16 protein-coding genes are annotated in these 16,667 nt (G+C 71.1%); 10 read left to right on the forward strand and 6 right to left on the reverse strand.

The annotated features are described in order from the left end of the window. The first annotated feature begins 51 nt into the window (after nucleotides 1–51). Nucleotides 52–894 (forward strand): helix-turn-helix transcriptional regulator, encoded by an 843-nt coding sequence (locus ACFWNN_RS00570; RefSeq protein WP_382437676.1) that lies wholly within the window; start codon nucleotides 52–54, stop codon nucleotides 892–894. Here the strand turns inward: ACFWNN_RS00570 and ACFWNN_RS00575 are convergent. Genes ACFWNN_RS00575 through ACFWNN_RS00585 form a run of 3 tightly spaced genes read right to left on the reverse strand, consistent with a single transcriptional unit; the run spans nucleotide 881 to nucleotide 2,996 of the window. Beyond that, entirely contained in the window at nucleotides 881–1,357 is a 477-nt protein-coding gene (locus ACFWNN_RS00575; protein ID WP_382437677.1) for a GNAT family N-acetyltransferase, read from the reverse strand. The genes ACFWNN_RS00570 and ACFWNN_RS00575 overlap by 14 nt on opposite strands. Continuing rightward, entirely contained in the window at nucleotides 1,354–2,376 is a 1,023-nt protein-coding gene (locus ACFWNN_RS00580) for an alpha/beta hydrolase-fold protein (protein ID WP_382437678.1), read from the reverse strand. The genes ACFWNN_RS00575 and ACFWNN_RS00580 overlap by 4 nt, the downstream gene beginning before the upstream one ends. Nucleotides 2,377–2,393: 17 nt before the next feature. Further along, nucleotides 2,394–2,996: a TetR/AcrR family transcriptional regulator gene (locus ACFWNN_RS00585; RefSeq protein ID WP_382437679.1), complete on the reverse strand. Its 603-nt coding sequence runs from the start codon at nucleotides 2,994–2,996 to the stop codon at nucleotides 2,394–2,396. 90 nt (nucleotides 2,997–3,086) lie between these two features. Between ACFWNN_RS00585 and ACFWNN_RS00590 the strand changes: the two genes are divergently transcribed. Continuing rightward, nucleotides 3,087–3,869 carry an MBL fold metallo-hydrolase gene (locus ACFWNN_RS00590; RefSeq protein WP_382437680.1) on the forward strand — a complete coding sequence of 261 codons (783 nt, stop codon included), beginning with the start codon at nucleotides 3,087–3,089 and terminating at the stop codon, nucleotides 3,867–3,869. A 4-nt stretch (nucleotides 3,870–3,873) separates the two neighbouring features. Here the strand turns inward: ACFWNN_RS00590 and ACFWNN_RS00595 are convergent, their stop codons facing one another. Then, nucleotides 3,874–4,701 (reverse strand): helix-turn-helix transcriptional regulator, encoded by an 828-nt coding sequence (locus ACFWNN_RS00595; RefSeq protein ID WP_382437681.1) that lies wholly within the window; start codon nucleotides 4,699–4,701, stop codon nucleotides 3,874–3,876. A gap of 143 nt (nucleotides 4,702–4,844) precedes the next feature. Between ACFWNN_RS00595 and ACFWNN_RS00600 the strand changes: the two genes are divergently transcribed. Beyond that, complete coding sequence (locus ACFWNN_RS00600; protein ID WP_382437682.1) at nucleotides 4,845–5,879, forward strand: SDR family oxidoreductase; 1,035 nt, start codon at nucleotides 4,845–4,847, stop codon at nucleotides 5,877–5,879. Here the strand turns inward: ACFWNN_RS00600 and ACFWNN_RS00605 are convergent. Continuing rightward, complete coding sequence (locus tag ACFWNN_RS00605) at nucleotides 5,867–6,679, reverse strand: VOC family protein (RefSeq protein WP_382437683.1); 813 nt, start codon at nucleotides 6,677–6,679, stop codon at nucleotides 5,867–5,869. The genes ACFWNN_RS00600 and ACFWNN_RS00605 overlap by 13 nt on opposite strands. Nucleotides 6,680–6,739: 60 nt before the next feature. Further along, on the reverse strand, nucleotides 6,740–8,158 hold the full coding sequence (locus ACFWNN_RS00610; RefSeq protein WP_382437684.1) for an FGGY family carbohydrate kinase: 1,419 nt from the start codon (nucleotides 8,156–8,158) through the stop codon (nucleotides 6,740–6,742). Nucleotides 8,159–8,330: 172 nt separating this feature from the next. Between ACFWNN_RS00610 and ACFWNN_RS00615 the strand changes: the two genes are divergently transcribed. From ACFWNN_RS00615 to ACFWNN_RS00645, 7 genes are all read left to right on the forward strand, one after another. Beyond that, the gene (locus ACFWNN_RS00615; protein ID WP_382437685.1) at nucleotides 8,331–9,008 is read left to right on the forward strand and encodes a DUF2291 family protein; all 678 of its coding nucleotides are present in this window, start codon (nucleotides 8,331–8,333) and stop codon (nucleotides 9,006–9,008) included. Next, nucleotides 9,005–10,546 carry a sugar ABC transporter ATP-binding protein gene (locus tag ACFWNN_RS00620; protein ID WP_382437686.1) on the forward strand — a complete coding sequence of 514 codons (1,542 nt, stop codon included), beginning with the start codon at nucleotides 9,005–9,007 and terminating at the stop codon, nucleotides 10,544–10,546. The genes ACFWNN_RS00615 and ACFWNN_RS00620 overlap by 4 nt, the downstream gene beginning before the upstream one ends. Continuing rightward, nucleotides 10,543–11,664: an ABC transporter permease gene (locus tag ACFWNN_RS00625; protein ID WP_382437687.1), complete on the forward strand. Its 1,122-nt coding sequence runs from the start codon at nucleotides 10,543–10,545 to the stop codon at nucleotides 11,662–11,664. Before ACFWNN_RS00620 ends, ACFWNN_RS00625 begins: the two co-directional genes overlap by 4 nt. 17 nt (nucleotides 11,665–11,681) lie before the next feature. Next, nucleotides 11,682–12,665: a D-ribose ABC transporter substrate-binding protein gene (locus tag ACFWNN_RS00630; RefSeq protein WP_382437688.1), complete on the forward strand. Its 984-nt coding sequence runs from the start codon at nucleotides 11,682–11,684 to the stop codon at nucleotides 12,663–12,665. Nucleotides 12,666–12,707: 42 nt separating this feature from the next. Then, nucleotides 12,708–13,688, forward strand: coding sequence for a sugar-binding transcriptional regulator (locus ACFWNN_RS00635; protein ID WP_382437689.1), 981 nt, complete (start codon nucleotides 12,708–12,710; stop codon nucleotides 13,686–13,688). Nucleotides 13,689–13,879: 191 nt separating this feature from the next. Further along, the gene (locus tag ACFWNN_RS00640; protein ID WP_382438387.1) at nucleotides 13,880–14,947 is read left to right on the forward strand and encodes an alcohol dehydrogenase catalytic domain-containing protein; all 1,068 of its coding nucleotides are present in this window, start codon (nucleotides 13,880–13,882) and stop codon (nucleotides 14,945–14,947) included. Continuing rightward, nucleotides 14,944–16,665 (forward strand): dihydroxyacetone kinase family protein, encoded by a 1,722-nt coding sequence (locus tag ACFWNN_RS00645; RefSeq protein ID WP_382437690.1) that lies wholly within the window; start codon nucleotides 14,944–14,946, stop codon nucleotides 16,663–16,665. Before ACFWNN_RS00640 ends, ACFWNN_RS00645 begins: the two co-directional genes overlap by 4 nt. Nucleotides 16,666–16,667: the final 2 nt, after the last annotated feature.

Consider the following 16,667-nt stretch of genomic DNA (forward strand, 5'->3'; position numbering starts at 1 on the left):
GGGGATCGGCGCTCCCTGGTTCAGCGCCGGAACCCCCGGATACTGGAGCACATGGAACGTGAGGAGCTCGCGGCCTTCCTGCGCCGCCGCCGGGAGGAGCTACGGCCGGAGGACGTCGGCCTGCCGGTGGGTGCGCGCAGGCGTGCGCCGGGGTTGCGCCGAGAGGAGGTCGCCGCGCTCGCCGCGATGTCCACGGACTACTACACGCGCCTGGAACAGCAACGAGGCCCGCAGCCCAGCGAACAGATGCTCGCCTCGCTGGCGCGCGCGTTGCGACTGACCGACGACGAACGCGACTACCTCTTCCGCGTCTCCGGCCGCAATGCCCCGTCGCCCCAGGTCACCGCCACGCACGTCGCGCCCGCGCTGCGCCGGGTGCTGGACCGCCTCGACGACACGCCCGCGCTGATCCTGTCGAACCTCGGCGAGATCCTGGTGCAGAACCGGTTCGCCGAAGCGTTGTTCGGCGACTCGTCGCACTTCACCGGCCACGCCCGCAGCATGATCTACCGCTGGTTCACCGACCCCGGCGAACGGCTCGTCTACCCCGAGCACGACCGCGACCGGCAGAGCCGCGCCCAGGTCGCGAACCTGCGCGCGGCCCACGCCTCGATGGGTTCGAAGTCCCGCGCCGGCGAGCTCGTCCGCGTGCTGCGCAGGGAAAGCGCCGAGTTCGCCGCGCTCTGGGAACGGCACGAGGTGGCCAACCGGTACGAGGACCACAAGGTGCTGATCCACCCGCAGCTCGGCGAGATCGAGGTGGACTGCCAGGCGTTGTTCACCGAGGACCAGTCGCAGTTGCTGCTGGTCCTCACCGCGCCGCCGCGCACCGAGGCGTTCGACAAGATCCAGCTGCTCGGCGTGCTCGGCACGGAGAGGTTCAGCTCAGCCTGAGGATCGTCTCCTCGATCTCCTCACCGCGTGCCGAGGCGAACCCGGTGTCCGTGCCGACGACCTCGAACCCGGCCTTCAGCAGCACCCGCTTCGAGGCCTCGTTGTCGCTCGCGCACCGGCCGTAGATCGGCCGGACCGTGACCTCCTGCAACAGCAACGCGAGCGCGCGCCCCGCCACGCCCTGCCCCCAGACCGACCGGTCCACCCAGTAGGTGACCTCGGTGTCGCCCTCCATCACGAACGCCGCGATGGACCCCACGACCCGCCCGTCCGCCACGATCACGCGGTTCGTCGTCTCGGGGTTGGCGAGGTTGCGGCGCGTGTGGGCGTCGAACGCCTCGCGGTCGTCCGGGTCCTTCGCGGTGAACGCGGCCATCGCCACCGCCTCGGGGTCCCTCATGAACTCGAACAGCACGTCGAAATCGGCTTCCCCGACCGGCCGCAACGTCACATCACTGATCATCGAGCGAGCCTATCCGCCAGCCACGCCAAGGAAAGCGGATACCGATAGTCGATCGCGCCATGTCCGGCGTCGAAGAGTTCGAAGTGGACGCGCTCGTCCGGCAGACCGGCCTGAGCGATCTCCCTGCGGAACGCCTCGGCGCCCAGATCGAGGTAGTACTCGTCGCGCGTCCCGGCGTCGATCCACACGGCCCGCAACGACCGGATCGCGTCCGCGTGCCCGGCCACCATCCGCACCGGATCCCAGTCCAGCCACCGTTGCCACACCTCGGGAATCGGCGCCCCGGTCACCGGATCGAACGGCAGCACAGGCGTTCCGTCGTCCTGAGCGGAGAAACACGCTGCCACACCGAGGACCCCGAGCAGGTCCATGTCGGCAGGCTGGGTGAACGCGGGCCGCGACCGGAAGTCCGCCCACCACTGCTGGATGTCGTGGTCGTAACCGCGCAACGACCGCGCCGCCTTGCCGAAGTCCGCGAGGTAGCACAGCTCGTAGAGCGAGTCACCGGCGTGCGTCGCCAACGCGCCGAACAGGTCGGGCCGCAGCATCGGCGTGATCATCGCACCGAACCCGCCCGACGATTTGCCGGCGATCGCCCGCGACTCCCGGTCGGCGATCGTGCGGTAGTGCGCGTCCACCCATGGCACGACCTCGTCGCACAGGTAGGAGTGGTAGGGGCCGGTGCCGGGGGAGTCGACGAACTGCGAACCGCCGTACGACGTCCACGCGTCGACGTAGACGACGACGCAACCCGGAGCGCCCTCGGCGAACACCGCGTCGGCCGTCTCCATGAACGGCTGGCGGAACGGCGTGCGGTTCGCCCACATCGACAGGTGACCGGTGTAGCCCTGGATCATGTACACGGCCGGATAGCGTTCGGCGCTCTCGTCGTAGCCCGGCGGCACGTACACCCACAACGGCCGCTCGTGCGGATCGCCGAGCGGGTTCCCGCGCAGCAGCTCGGAGGAGATCGTGTGCCGGTCGAGCCGACCGGCCAGGGGTGCGTCCCAAGGCAGCATGATCCCCAGTCAACACCTCAAGCCTGCACGAGCGCTCTTTCCATGGCGCGGCGGGCGTGGATCGCGGCCGCTGGGGCCTGTCCGAGCTGCACGGCCGAGTTGAGCGCGAAGCCCGCGGCCAGGATCTCGAAGAGCGCCTGGTCGACGTCGAACGGCTGGGCGAGCTCGCCGTTCTCCACGGCGGCGTCGAGTTCGGCGCGGAGCTGACCCTGCCAGCCCGACCACGCCTCGACCACGGCGTCGCGGACCGCGCCGGGGCGTCCGTCGTACTCGCTGAGCGACGCCGTCAGCAGGCATCCGCCGGGCAGTGGCGGCTCGCTGAGGTATCGCACGGAGTTGTCGCACAGCACGCGCAGGCGCCGCAGGCCGGTCGGTTCGGCGAGGGCGGGTTCCACGAACAGGCGCCAGAAGTCGACGAACGCCTTGTCCACTGTGGAGATCTGCAGCGACTCCTTCGTGCCGAAGTGCTTGTGCACTCCGGACTTGCTCATCTCCAGCTCCTCGGCGAGCCGGCCGATGGTGATGCCTTCGAGGCCTTCCTCCGACGCGATCTCGGCGGCACGGGTGAGGATCCGCGCTCGGGTCAGGAGCGCCTCGGCGGCGGAACGGCGCGGCGACATGTGACGAGAATAGCGTACGGGCGTCCGCTATTGATTTGGAGAACGCTCGTACGCTAAATTCCGCCCAGATCATCGACGAAGGAGTGCGGGATGCGGGTGCGACGGCTGGGCTGGGCGGGCGTGGAGATCGAAGCGGCGGGGAAGAGGCTGCTGATCGACTACGTGCAGGACCTCTCGCCGCTGTTCACGGGCTGGAAGCCGGGCGTCGGTGTGACGGCGGCGAGTGGTGAGGCGATGGCGGCTCTGGTCACGCACCTGCATCGCGACCACACGGACGCGGCGGCGCTCTCGAGCGTGCTGCCCGCGGGGGCGCCGGTGCTGCGGCCCGGTCCCGGGTACGGCGACGACGTGGACAACGTGGCGACGTTGCTGAGCGAGCGCGAGATCGTGGACCACCGGCTCGCGGCCGAGGTCGTGGACACGTGGTCCACCAGGGAGTTCGGGCCGTTCCGGGTCACCGCCGTGCCGTCGGTCGACGGGTTGGGCGACCCGCAGCTGAACTGGGTGGTCGAGGCGGACGGGCAGCGCGTCTTCCACGGTGGCGACACGCTGTTCCACGGTTGGTGGTGGCTCGTGGCCCGGCGGTTCAGCCCGTTCGACGCGGCGTTCGTGCCCGCCAACGGCGCTGTCGTGGACGCGCCGCACCTCCAGCCGCCGAGCCCGGTCACCGCCGCCATGGATCCGTTCCAGGCGGCCGCGGCGGCGAACGTCCTCGACGCCCGCCACGCCGTGCCCATGCACTACGAGACCGCGCAGCCGTTCAAGATCCCCGGCTACGTCGAGGTGGCCGACCCCGAGCGGGAGTTCCGCGAGCACGCGGGCAGCCGTGCCCACGTGCTCGCCGTGGGGGAGTGGCTCGACCTGGCCGCGTGAGCCTTCACCGGAGGGGAACCGGCAAGGCCGAGGCCAGCAGGGTGAGCTTGTCGGAGGCCTCGGTGCCGGCGTCGGGGTGGTAGACGACGAGCATGATGCCCTCGGTCCCGCTGACGAGGTACTTCTCCCGGTTGAGCGTGAGCTCGCCGAGCTGCGGGTGCAGGAACCGGACGGTGGCGCTCATCCGCGGACGGACGTCGTGGCGTGCCCAGAGGCGTTGGAAGAGGGGACTGGCGAGGGTGAGCTCGCCGACCAACTCGATGAAGCGCGGGTCGTCGGTGGCGGTGCCGGCGGCCTGGCGGAACCCGGCGATCAGGTACGCGGCGGCCATCTCCCAGTCGGGGAACATCTCCTGCTCCTCGGGGTCGAGGAACACGTCCCGCAGCCGGTTCGCACCGGCCGTCAAGCGTGGCGAGAGTGCCGTCGCGAGCGGGTTCGCGGCGAGGACGTCGAGGTAGCGGCCCTCGACGAACGCCGGGAACGGCAGCATCGCGAGCAGTTTCGCGGTGCCGGTGGGCACGACCTCGCGGCGGGCTCGGCGGCGTCGGCGGGGTTTGTCGGCGGCGAGGCCGAGCAGGTGCTCGCGCGTGTCGTCGTCCAGGCGCAGCACGTCCGCGAGCGACTCCAGCACCTGGATCGACGGGTGGCGGTCGCGGCCGCGTTCGAGCCGCAGGTAGTAGTCGGCGCTGATGCCCGCGAGCATCGCCACCTCCTCGCGGCGCAGCCCGGGAACCCGCCGCACCCCGTGCACCGGGATGCCCGCCTGCTCGGGCGTCACGAGCTCGCGTCGTGCCCGCAGGAACTCGCCGAGCAGGTTCGGATCGTCGGTCATGCCACCACGGTAAGACGACCGGCCGGGCCGTGAGGGGTCCTGTCACTCCCCAGGCCGCGAGGGGCCCTGGCTGCGCGGCACGTTCGGGCGAAACATCGTCGGTGACCGCACCACACCGCATCTGACCAGGGAAAGTGAACGACATGGCGAACGTTCTGGTGACCGGGGGCTCCGGCTTCATCGCAGGCCACATTATCATCCGGCTGCTGGAGGAGGGCCACGACGTCCGCGCGACGCTGCGGTCGCTCGGCAAGGAGAAGTCCGTCCGGGCGATCCTCGCCGACGCGGGGCTGAAGGACGACTCGGCGCTCTCGTTCGTGGCCGCCGACCTGATGGACGACGAGGGCTGGGCCGACGCCGTGGCGGGCCGCGAGCACGTTCTGCACGTCGCGTCGCCCGTGCACCTGCAGCGCGTCGAGAACGAGAACGACGTGATCGACCCCGCCCGCGAAGGCACCCTCCGCGTGCTGCGCGCCGCCCGTGACGCCGGGGTGCGCCGGGTCGTGCTCACCTCCGCCTTCCACGCCGTGGGCTTCGGGCACCCGCACACGCACGGCCCGTTCACCGAGGAGGACTGGTCCGTCCTCAACGGACCCGGCGTGGACGCCTACGGCAAGAGCAAGATCCTGGCTGAACGCGCCGCGTGGGAGTTCGTCGCGGAGCAGGGCAACGGGATGGAGCTCGTCACGCTGCTGCCCGTCGCGGTGATGGGACCGGTGATGGGCGAGGACATCTCCGGCTCCAACCACGTCGTCCAGCGCATCCTCGACGGCGGGATGCCCGCGTTCCCGAACATGTGGATGCCGATCGTGGACGTCCGCGACGTCGCCACCGCCCACGTGCTCGCGATGACCGCGCCGGACGCGGCGGGCCAGCGCTTCCTCGTCTCCAGTGGACCGTCGATCGCGCTGAAGGACGTCGGGGCGCTGCTAAAGGAGAACCTGGGCGTCGCCGCGAAGAAGGTGCCGACGCGGACGATGCCGGACTTCGTGGTCAAGCTCGCGTCCCGTTTCAACCCCGAACTCAAGTCCGTCGCCGCCGACCTCGGGTTCGTCAAGGTCGTGTCCAACGACAAGGCGCGCCGGGTGCTCGGCTGGCAGCCCCGCCCGGCCCGCGAGGCCGTGATCGCGGCCGGCCGGAGCATGGTCGAGCGATCACTCGCCGGTCAGTCGTCGTAGGGGTCGTCGGCCGGTGAGGCGGTGTCCCAGTCCGACGCGAGGTCCGGGTCGATGATCGCGAACCGGGTGCCGAGCGGGTCGGCGAGCACCGCTACCTGGCCCAGGGGAGAGGGATAGGGCTGGAAGCGGAGCCGCGCGCCCGCGGTGCGGGCCCGGTTCAGCGTCTCGGTGAAGTCGAGTCCGGCCGGGACGGTGAAGTGCGCGATCCAGCGCGGCGGCACGGTCGCCGGGGTGTCCGGGGCCATCCGGACGCGGCCGATCACGGTGTCGCCGCCGGTGGAGTAGACGACGTGGTCGACCGCCTTGCCGTCTCCCACCTGCTGCTGCCGGTAGCCGAAGAGCGCGCGGTAGAACGGGTCGGCCTGGCGCGGGCCGCGGGTGACGAACTCGAGCCAGCCGAGCGAGCCGGGAACGCCCGCGGTGAACCCTCCGCCGTCGACGGGCTGGGCGATGCCGACGGTCGCGCCGCCCGGGTCGTCGACCAGGACCTTGGCCACGAGGCCGGGCACGGTCTGCGGCTGGGTCTCCAGCACGGTGCCGCCGAGCGCGCGCACCCTGACGCTCGCCGCGGCCAGGTCGGCGACGGCCAGGTAGGGCGTCCAGTCCAGGGTGGCGCGGTCCAGCGGGCGGACGCCCGCGACCGGTTCGTCGTCCAGCAACGCGATCGCGTAGTCCTGCCCCGCGTCGTCGCGCGTCCAGTGGTGCTTCCAGCCGAACACGGTCTCGTAGAACCGAGTGCTGCGCTCGGTGTCGTTGGTGGCGAGCTCGACCCAGCATGGATGTCCCGGACGGATGATCACGATTCCACTTTACCCGCACCGGATGCGCGGAAGTGGATCAGTCCTTTGTGGACGGCGAGGTCACGCCGTCGACCGGGCCGTCTCGCGGTGCCGCAGGAACCGGAGGTAGCCGTCCTCGTAGCGCCGCACGAGCTCGGGCACCGGGTCCACGACGGACTCCGGCCGGGTCCACGCGGTCCGGTCGTGGTCGGCGCCGGTCGCCTGCAACGCGGCCAGCACCGCCCCGCGCGCCCCCACCTCGGGGCTGCGCGCGACGTGCAACGGGCGGCCCAGCACGGAGGCGAAGATCTCGAGCCACGCCCGTGAGCGCGCACCACCACCGCACACCACGACCCGTCCGCGCAGACCGGCCGCCTCGAAGCACTCCCGCGCGGTGTAGGCGAGGCCCTCGCAGGTGGCCCTGACCAGGTCGGCCGGCGTGGTGGTGAGCCGAACACCGGTGAACTGGCCGCTGGCCCGCTGGTCCAGGAACGGCGCGCGCTCGCCCGACGGCGCGAGGTACGGCAGCACCTCGACGCCCGCGGAACCCGGCGGGGAGGCACCGAGGACGGCGTCGAGACTCGTCTGCCGCAGGCCGGTCAGGTCCCGCACCCAGTCGAGCGCGGAACAACCGGACATCGCCGCCATGACCCGCATCCACCGGCCGGGCTCCGCCGTCGTGACGTGCATGCCCGACGGCGCTCCCGAGGTGTCGAGCCGCTCGGTGAGGACCTGGCAGCCCAGCGTGGTCCCGATGATCAGCAGTCCGTCGCCCGGCTGGTCGACGCCGCCGCCGACCGCGCAGGCGGGCAGGTCGAACGGGCCGGACGTGACGACGGCGGACGCGGGCAGCAGGTCCGTCCGGTTCGGGGCGATCGGCAGCGGCGTCACCACGGGTGCGAGCAGATCGGCCCGGTGCGCGAGACCGGCCAGCCGCAGGACGTCGGCCGAGTACGAGCCGCCCTCCGGGACGCCGAACGGCAGCGAGGCGTCGGAGTTGTCCGTCGCGCGCAGGCCGGTGAGCTGCCCGAACACCACGTCCTTGCAGTGCGCGGCGGTGGTGGCGCGGTCGAGCGTGCCCGGCTCGTGCCGGTCGAGCCAGGCGAGCACGGGCGCCATCGAGCCCGAGAACACCGCGTTGCCGTTGATCGAGTAGATCTTGGCCGCGGTGCCGTCCTGCGACCAGTCGTCGACGATCCCCGCGCCGCGGGCGTCCATCCAGCTGATCGCGGTGCGCACGGGCCGGCCGCGGTCGTCGACGAGCCAGCAGCCGTCGCCCTGACCGGTGACCGCGACGAGCGACGGCGCCGCGCAGGCCGTCACCTCCGCGATCGCGGAACGGACCTCGCGCATCAGCTCGTCCACGTCCTGCTCGACGTGCCCGCGCTCGGGGTGCAGCAGCGTGATCGGCCTGCTCGCGCTGCGGATCACCTCTCCGGTGTCGTCGAACAGCACGGCCTTCGCGATCGAGGTCCCGACGTCGATGCCGAGAAGATCCACCGCTCACCTCGCTCGTCGCGACCGCCCCGTCTCAACGCTTCAGCGCAGCCTAGGCGTCCGAGCCTCCGGAATCAGCCGTGAACATTTGTCATGGACATATGTTCACGGCTCGATTACTGTCCGCTGGACACGTGATCTGCACCACTCGGACCATCGTCTGGAGGACACCGCCTTGTCCGCTCTGACAGTTCCCGGCAGTGCGAGCAGCTGGTCACGGCGCAGAGTCCGGCAGGTCGTCGGCTCGGTCGCCGTGGTGCTGCTGGTCGTGGTGATGGCGCTGGACACCCGCTTCCTCACCCGCGACGAGGTGGCGGCACTCGCCCCCAAGCCGTTCGACCCGGCCGCGACGGCCGGTGAGCTCTGGAACCGGACCCGGGCCGACGTACCGGGGACCGCGGCCCCGCTGGCCCAGGTCGTCCCGGCGCTGCAGACCGACGTCAAGGCCGCGGCCACGTCGTTCAAGGCCGCCACGCCGAGCCAGAACGCCTACACCTTCCCGGTCACCGTCCTCGGCACCGTCGCGGAGGCGGGGGACTCGGGCGTGCGCGTCCAGGTCGACGGCGTCGCGGCGCCGACGGTGGTGACCGTGGCCGCGGGTCCCGCCCTCAACGGGTCGGTCGTCCGCGACGCCGCGGGGTTCACCTTCGCCCAGGCCCCCGACCAGACGCGCTTCCAGCAGGTGGGCGACGAGCTGCGCAAGCTCATGACCGCCGAGCTGCAGAAGGCGGGCCCGCTCGCCGGCAAGACCGTGAAGGTCGTCGGCGTGCTGAACGTGGTCGCGCCCGCGAACACCGTGCCGGCCGCCAAGCCCGTCGTCGTCCAGCCGATCTCGGTCGAGGTGGTCTCGTGACCGGCGACGAGGTCGTGCTCCGGGCCGTCGGCGTCACGAAGGTCTACGGCGTCACGCACGCCCTGCGCGGCGTCGACTTCGAGGTGCGGCGCGGCGCGGTCACCGTGCTGTTCGGCGAGAACGGCGCGGGCAAGTCCACCCTGATGAAGATCCTCTCCGGGGTGGAGCAGCCGACCTCGGGCGAGCTGGTCCTCGACGGCGAGCAGGTGGTGCTCGCGTCCACCGACGACGCCGTGCGGCGCGGGATCGCGATCATCCACCAGGAGCTCAACCTCTGCCCGAACCTGTCCGTGCGCGACAACGTCTTCCTCGGCCGCGAGCTGCGCACCCGGTTCGGCTCGATCGACTACGCCGCCCAGCGCAAGATCACCCAGACCCTGCTGGACCGGCTGGAGGAGCCCATCACGCCGGGCACCCTCGTGCAGGACCTCCGGGTGGGGCAGCAGCAGATCGTCGAGATCGCCCGCGCGCTCGCCGCCGACGCCCGCGTGCTGATCATGGACGAACCGACCTCCGCGCTGTCCGCCGGCGAGATCGAGGTCCTGTTCAAGGTCATCCGCGAGCTCTGCGCGCAGGGCGTGGCGATCGTCTACATCTCCCACCACCTGGAGGAGGCGATCGAGATCGCCGACCACGCGGTGGTGTTCCGCGACGGCTCGCTCGTGGCGAAGCGGGACGCGCACGAACTCGACCTCGCGTGGGTCGTGCGCACGATGGTCGGCCGCGACGCCGACTACGACTTCAGCGACGAACCGCGCGAGCACGGCGACGTCGCGTTGTCGGTGGAGAACCTCACCGTGGCGGAACCGGCGACCGGCCGCGTGGTCGTCGACGACCTGTCGCTGGAGGTGCGGGCCGGGGAGGTCGTCTGCCTCTACGGCCTCATGGGCGCCGGGCGGACCGAGCTGCTGGAGGCGATCGCCGGCCGCAGCACCGTCGCGAGTGGACGGACCGTGCTCGGGGACGCCGACCTGGCCGGGAAGTCGGTCGCCGAACGGATCGGCCTCGGCCTCGGGCTCGTGCCGGAGGACCGCCAGCGCGACGGCCTCGTCCCGATGCTCGGCGTCGGCGCCAACCTGTCGCTCGCGAGCCTGCTCACGACCGTGCGGCGCGGTTTCATCGCCCGCCGCGACGAACGGACCGGCATCGACCGCCAGATCGTGGACGTGCGGGTGAAGACCGCGAACGCGCAGGCGCCGATCAGCTCGCTCTCCGGCGGCAACCAGCAGAAGGTCGTGATCGGCAAGATGCTGATGACCCGCCCCTCGGTGTTGCTGCTCGACGAGCCCACCCGAGGCATCGACGTCGGGGCGAAGGGCGAGATCTTCGCGCTGCTGTACCGGAAAGCACGTGAGGGCATGGCCGTGCTCTACGCGACGTCCGAGGTCGGCGAGGCGCTCACCGCGTCGCACCGCGTGGTCGTCCTGAACCGGGGCCGCGTCGTCCGCGAGTTCGACCCCCGCACCTGCACCCGCGACGAGGTCATGGCCGCCTCCGGCGAGCAGACCCCCGAGCACCAGAACGGAGCCGCCCTGTGAACACGACCACCGAGGCCCCGGCCGCGCGGCAGGCGGCCCCTGCCGCGCGGAGCCGGTCACCGATCACGCTCAACGCCGTGCTCGTCGAGGGCAGGGCCCTGATCGCGCTGATCGTGATCATCGTGGCGTTCGCGCTGCTGTCGGACAACTACCTCTCCGCGGGCAACATCGTCACGATCATCAAGCAGGTGGCGTTCAACGCCGTCGTGGCGCTCGGCATGCTGCTCGTCATCCTCAACGGTGGCATCGACCTCTCGGTCGGTTCCACGGTCGGGCTCACCGGCGCCGTGGCCGGAACCCTGTTCAAGGGCCTCGACGTCCCGCTGACCCAGGCCATCGCCTACCCGTCGGTGTGGGTGATCGTGCTGGTCTGCGTCGGGGTCGGCGCGCTCACCGGCTACGTGAACGGGTTGCTGATAGCGAGGCTGGGCCTGGCGCCGTTCATCGTCACGCTCGGAATGCTCTACGTGGCAAGGGGTCTGACCCAGGTCCTGCTCAACGGCCAGAACATCACCAACGAGCTGACCGGGCAGCCCTACCTCGGCAACACGGGTTTCTTCGACGTGTTCGCGAGCAGGCCGCTCGGCTTGCCGCTCGCCGCGTGGGTCATGGTCGCGCTCGCGGTCGTGTTCTCGTTGCTGCTCACCAAGACCCCGTTCGGCCGGTGGCTGTACGCGACCGGCAGCAACGAACGCGCCGCCGAACTGTCGGGCGTGCCGGTGAAGCGCGTGCAGACCCGCATCTACGTCCTCTCCGGACTGTGCGCGTCCGTCGTGGGGATCCTCCAGGTCGCGAACATCAGCTCGGCGACCGCGGATCTCGGCCAGTTCTACGAGCTCAACGCGATCGCCGCGGTCGTCATCGGCGGCGCGGCGCTCTCGGGCGGCCGCGGCACCGTGCGCGGCACGATCATCGGCGCCTTCGTGATCGGTTTCCTGGCCAACGGTCTGGTCATCATCGGCGTCTCGCCGTTCTGGCAGCAGGTGATCACGGGCGCCGTGATCATCCTCGCGGTCGCCGTCGACCAGATCCAGCAACTGCTCCAGCGGCGCCGCAACGTGCGCCGTGCCGCCGCGGCCGTGCGGCGCCCCTCCGCAGAGCCGCGGCTCACCTCGTGAACGAAAGGCAGGACTCCATGACCGGACTCAGCAAGCACGGACGCCGGTTCGCCGCACTGGGCCTGGCCGCCGGGCTGGCGCTCACCGTCACCGCGTGCGGAGGCGACAGTCAGGGCGCGGCGACGCAGCCGGGCACGATCGCGATCATCACGGTCGACCCGTCGAACCCGTACTGGAAGGCCGAGGTCGACACCGCGCAGAGCGAGGTCACCAAGGCCGGCTACAAGTACACGCTCTCCGCGCACAAGAACGACCCCGCGCAGCAGAACACGATGGTGGAGACCGCGATCAACGACAAGGTCGCGGGCGTCATCCTCGACCCGGCGGGCGCCGAGGAGAGCATCGCCGCCGTGCAGAAGCTGGTGGACGCGAAGATCCCGGTGGTGCTGGTCAACGCCGAGATCAACAAGACCGGCCTGGCGACCTCGCAGATCGTGTCCAACAACGCCCAGGGCGCCACGCTCGGCGCGGAGGCGTGGGCGAGTGCGATGGGCTACAAGGGCACGTACGTCGAACTGCTCGGCAAGCCCAGCGACAACAACGCCCAGGTCCGTTCGGACGGCTACAAGGGCGTGCTCTCCCAGTACCCGGATCTCAAGAAGATCGGGGAGGAGATCGGCAACTGGGACCGCACCGAGGGCCAGCAGAAGATGGAGGCGTTGCTGTCCAAGAACCCCGACGTGAACGGGGTGATCGCGGGCAACGACGAGATGGCCCTGGGAGCCATCAACGCGTTGAAGCAGGCCGGAAAACTGGCTCAGGTCAAGGTGCTCGGCTTCGACGGCAACCAGGACGCCGTGGAGGCGGTCAAGCGCGGTGAGATGGTCGCCTCGGTGCTCCAGCCGATCGTGGAAGGCACCACCAAGGCGGTCGCCCAGTTGGCCGAAACGATCAAGACCGGCAAGAGCGGAGCCTCCGAGGAGAAGCAGGCGCTCGACTGTACGCTCGTCTCGAAGGACGTCGCTCCCAAGGTCAACAACTTCGTCCTCGCCGCGGGGTAGGGGCCGGCCTGTCCGGCGAGCGCGACACCGAGAGCGGGGATCATGACAGGCAGCGGGAACGGCTCCCAGCGGGAGCAGCAGCCGCGCATCACGCCCCAGCTGCTCTACGCGGTGGGAGCCCTCTACTACCTCGAAGAGCAGACCCAGGCGCAGATCGCCACGCGGCTCGGCACCAGCAGGCCCACGGTCAGCAGGTTGCTCGCCGAGGCCCGCCGGCAGGGAGTCGTCCGCATCGAGCTCGTCGCCCCCGGCAGCGAGGACGACGCGTCACTGGCCGAACAGGTGCGGGTGGCGCTCGGGTTGCAGAAGGTGCACCTGGCGCCGTTCGCACCGCGTGCGGTCGTCGGCGCGTCCCTCGCCTCGGCGCTCACCCGTGCGTTGCGGTCGATGGACCTCCAGTCCGACGACGTGCTGCTGGTCGGGTCGGGCCGCGCGGTGTACGAGGTCGCGCAGTCGGACCTGCCCGAGCTGCCGGGTGTGACGATCGTGCCCACGGTCGGCGGCCAGGACGATCCCGAGCCCTGGTACCAGACCAACGAGGTCACCCGGCAGATCGCGGCGAAGGTCGGTGGCAGGCCGGTGTTCCTGTACGCGCCCGCCCTGCCTGGCCCCGACCTGCACGAGAAGCTGATGGACGACCCGTCGTTCACCAGGGTGCAGGAGTTGTGGGGCAGGGCGAGGTGCGCCGTCGTGGGCGTCGGCGCACCCCCGGCCGCCCGCCGGTCGTTGCCGAGCTTCGTGCCCAAGGACGCACCGTGGATCAAGGAGGCGGTGGGCGACGTGTGCACGCGGTTCTTCGGCGCCGACGGCCAGCCGCTGGTGTTCGAGGGATCGGACCGGGTGGTGTCCACGAGCCTCGAGGTGCTGCGCGCGGTGCCGACGGTGATCGCGGTGGCGTCCGGGCACGAGAAGGTCGCCAGCATCCTCGCCGCAGCGGGTGCGGGGTGGTTCACCGAGCTGGTGACGGACTCGCTGACCGCGAGCGAACTGCTCGACGCGGCGAACGGGCGCCTCGCCTCCTGAGCGGCAGCGTTGGTGGCCGGCCCGCACCGGGCCGGCCCTTCGGCATGCCCGAAAACAGGCGTCCGCACCCACCCTGAACTGCGTGAACAAATGTTCTGAACATGTGTTGACAGCGGCCCCGGTGGCGACCCACTCTGAAGCGGAACCCACCGCTGAGGAGGTCGCCGGTGTTCTCCGAGATCCCGAACCGCATGCAGGCCGTCGTCGTGCACGGACCCCAGGACTACCGACTCGAGGAGGTCGACGTCCCCACTCCGGGGCCGGGCGAGCTCCTGATGCGGGTCGAGGCCGTGGGCATCTGCGCGAGCGACCTGAAGTGCTTCCACGGCGCGCCGAAGTTCTGGGGCGACGAGAACCGCCCCGCCTGGGCCCAGACCGGCATCACGCCGGGCCACGAGTTCGTCGGCACGGTGGTCGCGGGCGACGAGACCGCGCACGGCGTCGGGATCGGCGACCGGGTCGTGTGCGAGCAGATCGTGCCGTGCGAGGAGTGCCGCTACTGCCGGCGCGGCCAGTACTGGATGTGCGGGCCGCACGACATGTTCGGGTTCCGCAACTACAACGGCGCGATGGCCGAGTACCTGCTGATCCCCGCCAAGGCGCGGGTGCACCCGATCTCGAAGGACCTGCCCGCGCACCACGCGGCGTTCGCCGAACCGCTGTCGTGCGCGCTGCACGCCGTTGAGCGGGCGTCGATCTCCTTCGACGACGTGGTGGTCGTGGCGGGCTGCGGGCCGATCGGGCTCGGGCTCGTGGCGGGCGCGAAGGCGAAGAACCCCAAGCTGCTGATCGCGCTGGACCTCGACGACGCCAAGCTCGAACTCGGCCGCAGGTGCGGTGCCGACATCGTCATCAACATCGGGAAGCAGGACGCGGTCGCCGCCGTGAAGGACCTGACCGACGGGTACGGCGCGGACGTCTACCTGGAGGGCACCGGGCATCCGTCGGCGGTCGGGCAGGGCCTGAACCTGCTGCGCAAGCTCGGCACGTACGTCGAGTACTCGGTGTTCGGCTCGGACGTGTCGGTCGACTGGTCGATCATCTCCGACGACAAGGAGCTCGACGTGCTGGGCGCGCACCTCGGCCCGCACTGCTGGCCCGCCGCGATCAAGATGCTGGAGGAGGGCAGGCTGCCCGTCGCCGACATCTGCACGCACCAGCTGCCGATGACGGAGTTCCAGAAGGGCCTCGACCTCGTCGCCGACACCGGCGGCTCGTCGATCAAGGTCTCGATCCTGCCGAACGGGGCGAGCGCGTGACCAGGATCTTCGACGACCCCGCCCGCTTCGCCGAGGACCAGCTGGAAGGGTTCCTCGACCTCTACTCGGACCGGTTGCGCGGCGTCCCCGGCGGCGTGGTGTCGCACCGCACGGACCGGCCGCAGGTCGCTGTCGTCATCGGCGGCGGTTCCGGGCACTACCCGGCGTTCTGCGGCACCGTCGGCCCCGGCTTCGCCACGGGAGCGGTGGTGGGCAACATCTTCACCTCGCCGTCCGCCTCCCAGGCCGCCTCCGTCGGCCGGGCCGCGGACCAGGGCAGGGGAGTGATCTTCAGCTTCGGCAACTACGCCGGCGACGTGATCAACTTCGGGCTTGCGGCGGACCGGATGCGCGACGAGGGCATCGACACGCGCATCCTTCTCGTCACCGACGACATCGCGTCGTCACCGGAGATCGCGCAACGGCGCGGCATCGCGGGCGACTTCACCGTCTTCAAGGTGCTGGGCGCCGCCGCGGCCGAGGGCCACGACATCGACGTGGTCGAGACGTTCGGCCGCGCGGCCAACGACCACACCCGCACGCTCGGCGTGGCGTTCTCCGGCTGCACGATGCCCGGCGCCGACGAACCGCTCTTCACCGTGCCGCACGGACAACTGGGCCTCGGCCTCGGCATCCACGGCGAGCCCGGCATCCGCGACCTGCCCACGCTGCCCGCCACCGAGCTCGGCCGGATGCTCGTCGACGACCTGCTGGCGGACGCACCGGACACGAGGTCACGCCGCGTCGCGGTGATCCTCAACGGTCTGGGCACCACCAAGTACGAGGAACTGTTCCTGCTGTGGCGGGTCGTGGCCGCGCGGCTGCGCGAGGCGGGCCTCACGATCGTCGCGCCCGAGGTCGGCGAGCTGGTCACGAGCCTCGACATGGGCGGCTGCTCGCTGACCCTGATGTGGCTCAACGACGACCTCGAACGCCTGTGGTGCGCCGACGCCTACACCCCCGGCTACCGCAAGACGGCGGCCCCGCTGGAGCCGTTGGTCAAGCCCTCGGTCTCCGAACGCCAGCTGGTGCCGCCGGTCCTGGCCGTGCCCGCCGCGAGCGCCGAGTCGGTCGGGCTCGCGGCCACGGTCCGGGCCGCGCTCAGGGTCGCGTGCGACACCATCGCCGAGCACGAGCACGAACTGGGCCGCATCGACGCGGTGGCGGGCGACGGCGACCACGGCCGGGGCATGCGCAAGGGAGTCGAGGCCGCCTCGGCACGGGCCGAGGGCGCCGGGCAGGACGCGGGCGCGGGCTGGGTGCTGCGGCAGGCCGGCCAGGCGTGGGCCGACGAGGCGGGAGGCACGTCCGGCGTGCTCTGGGGCGCGGCGATCGAGGCGGTGGGCCGCGAGCTCGACGACTACGGCGCCACGTTCGGCCCGGACTACCTGGCCCGCGCCGTCCGCGAGTTCACGGCCACCATCCACAAGCTGGGCAAGGCGAAACTCGGCGACAAGACCATGGTCGACGCGCTGGTGCCGTTCAGCACCGAGCTGGAGACCGCGCTGAACGCGGGCGTGGCCGTGCCGAAGGCCTGGTCGGTGGCCGCCGCGGTCGCCACGATGGCCGCCGCCGAGACCGCCGAGCTGACCCCGAAGATCGGCAGGGCCCGTCCGCTCGCCGAGCGGAGCGTCGGCACCCCGGACGCGGGCGCCACCTCGTTCGCCCTGCTGTGCACCGCGATCGGTGCCCTTCTCACCTCGGAGCGATCGGCATGACC

Origin of the sequence: Lentzea sp. NPDC058450 (assembly GCF_042721395.1) — a bacterium.
Taxonomy (GTDB): Bacteria; Actinomycetota; Actinomycetes; order Mycobacteriales; family Pseudonocardiaceae; genus Lentzea.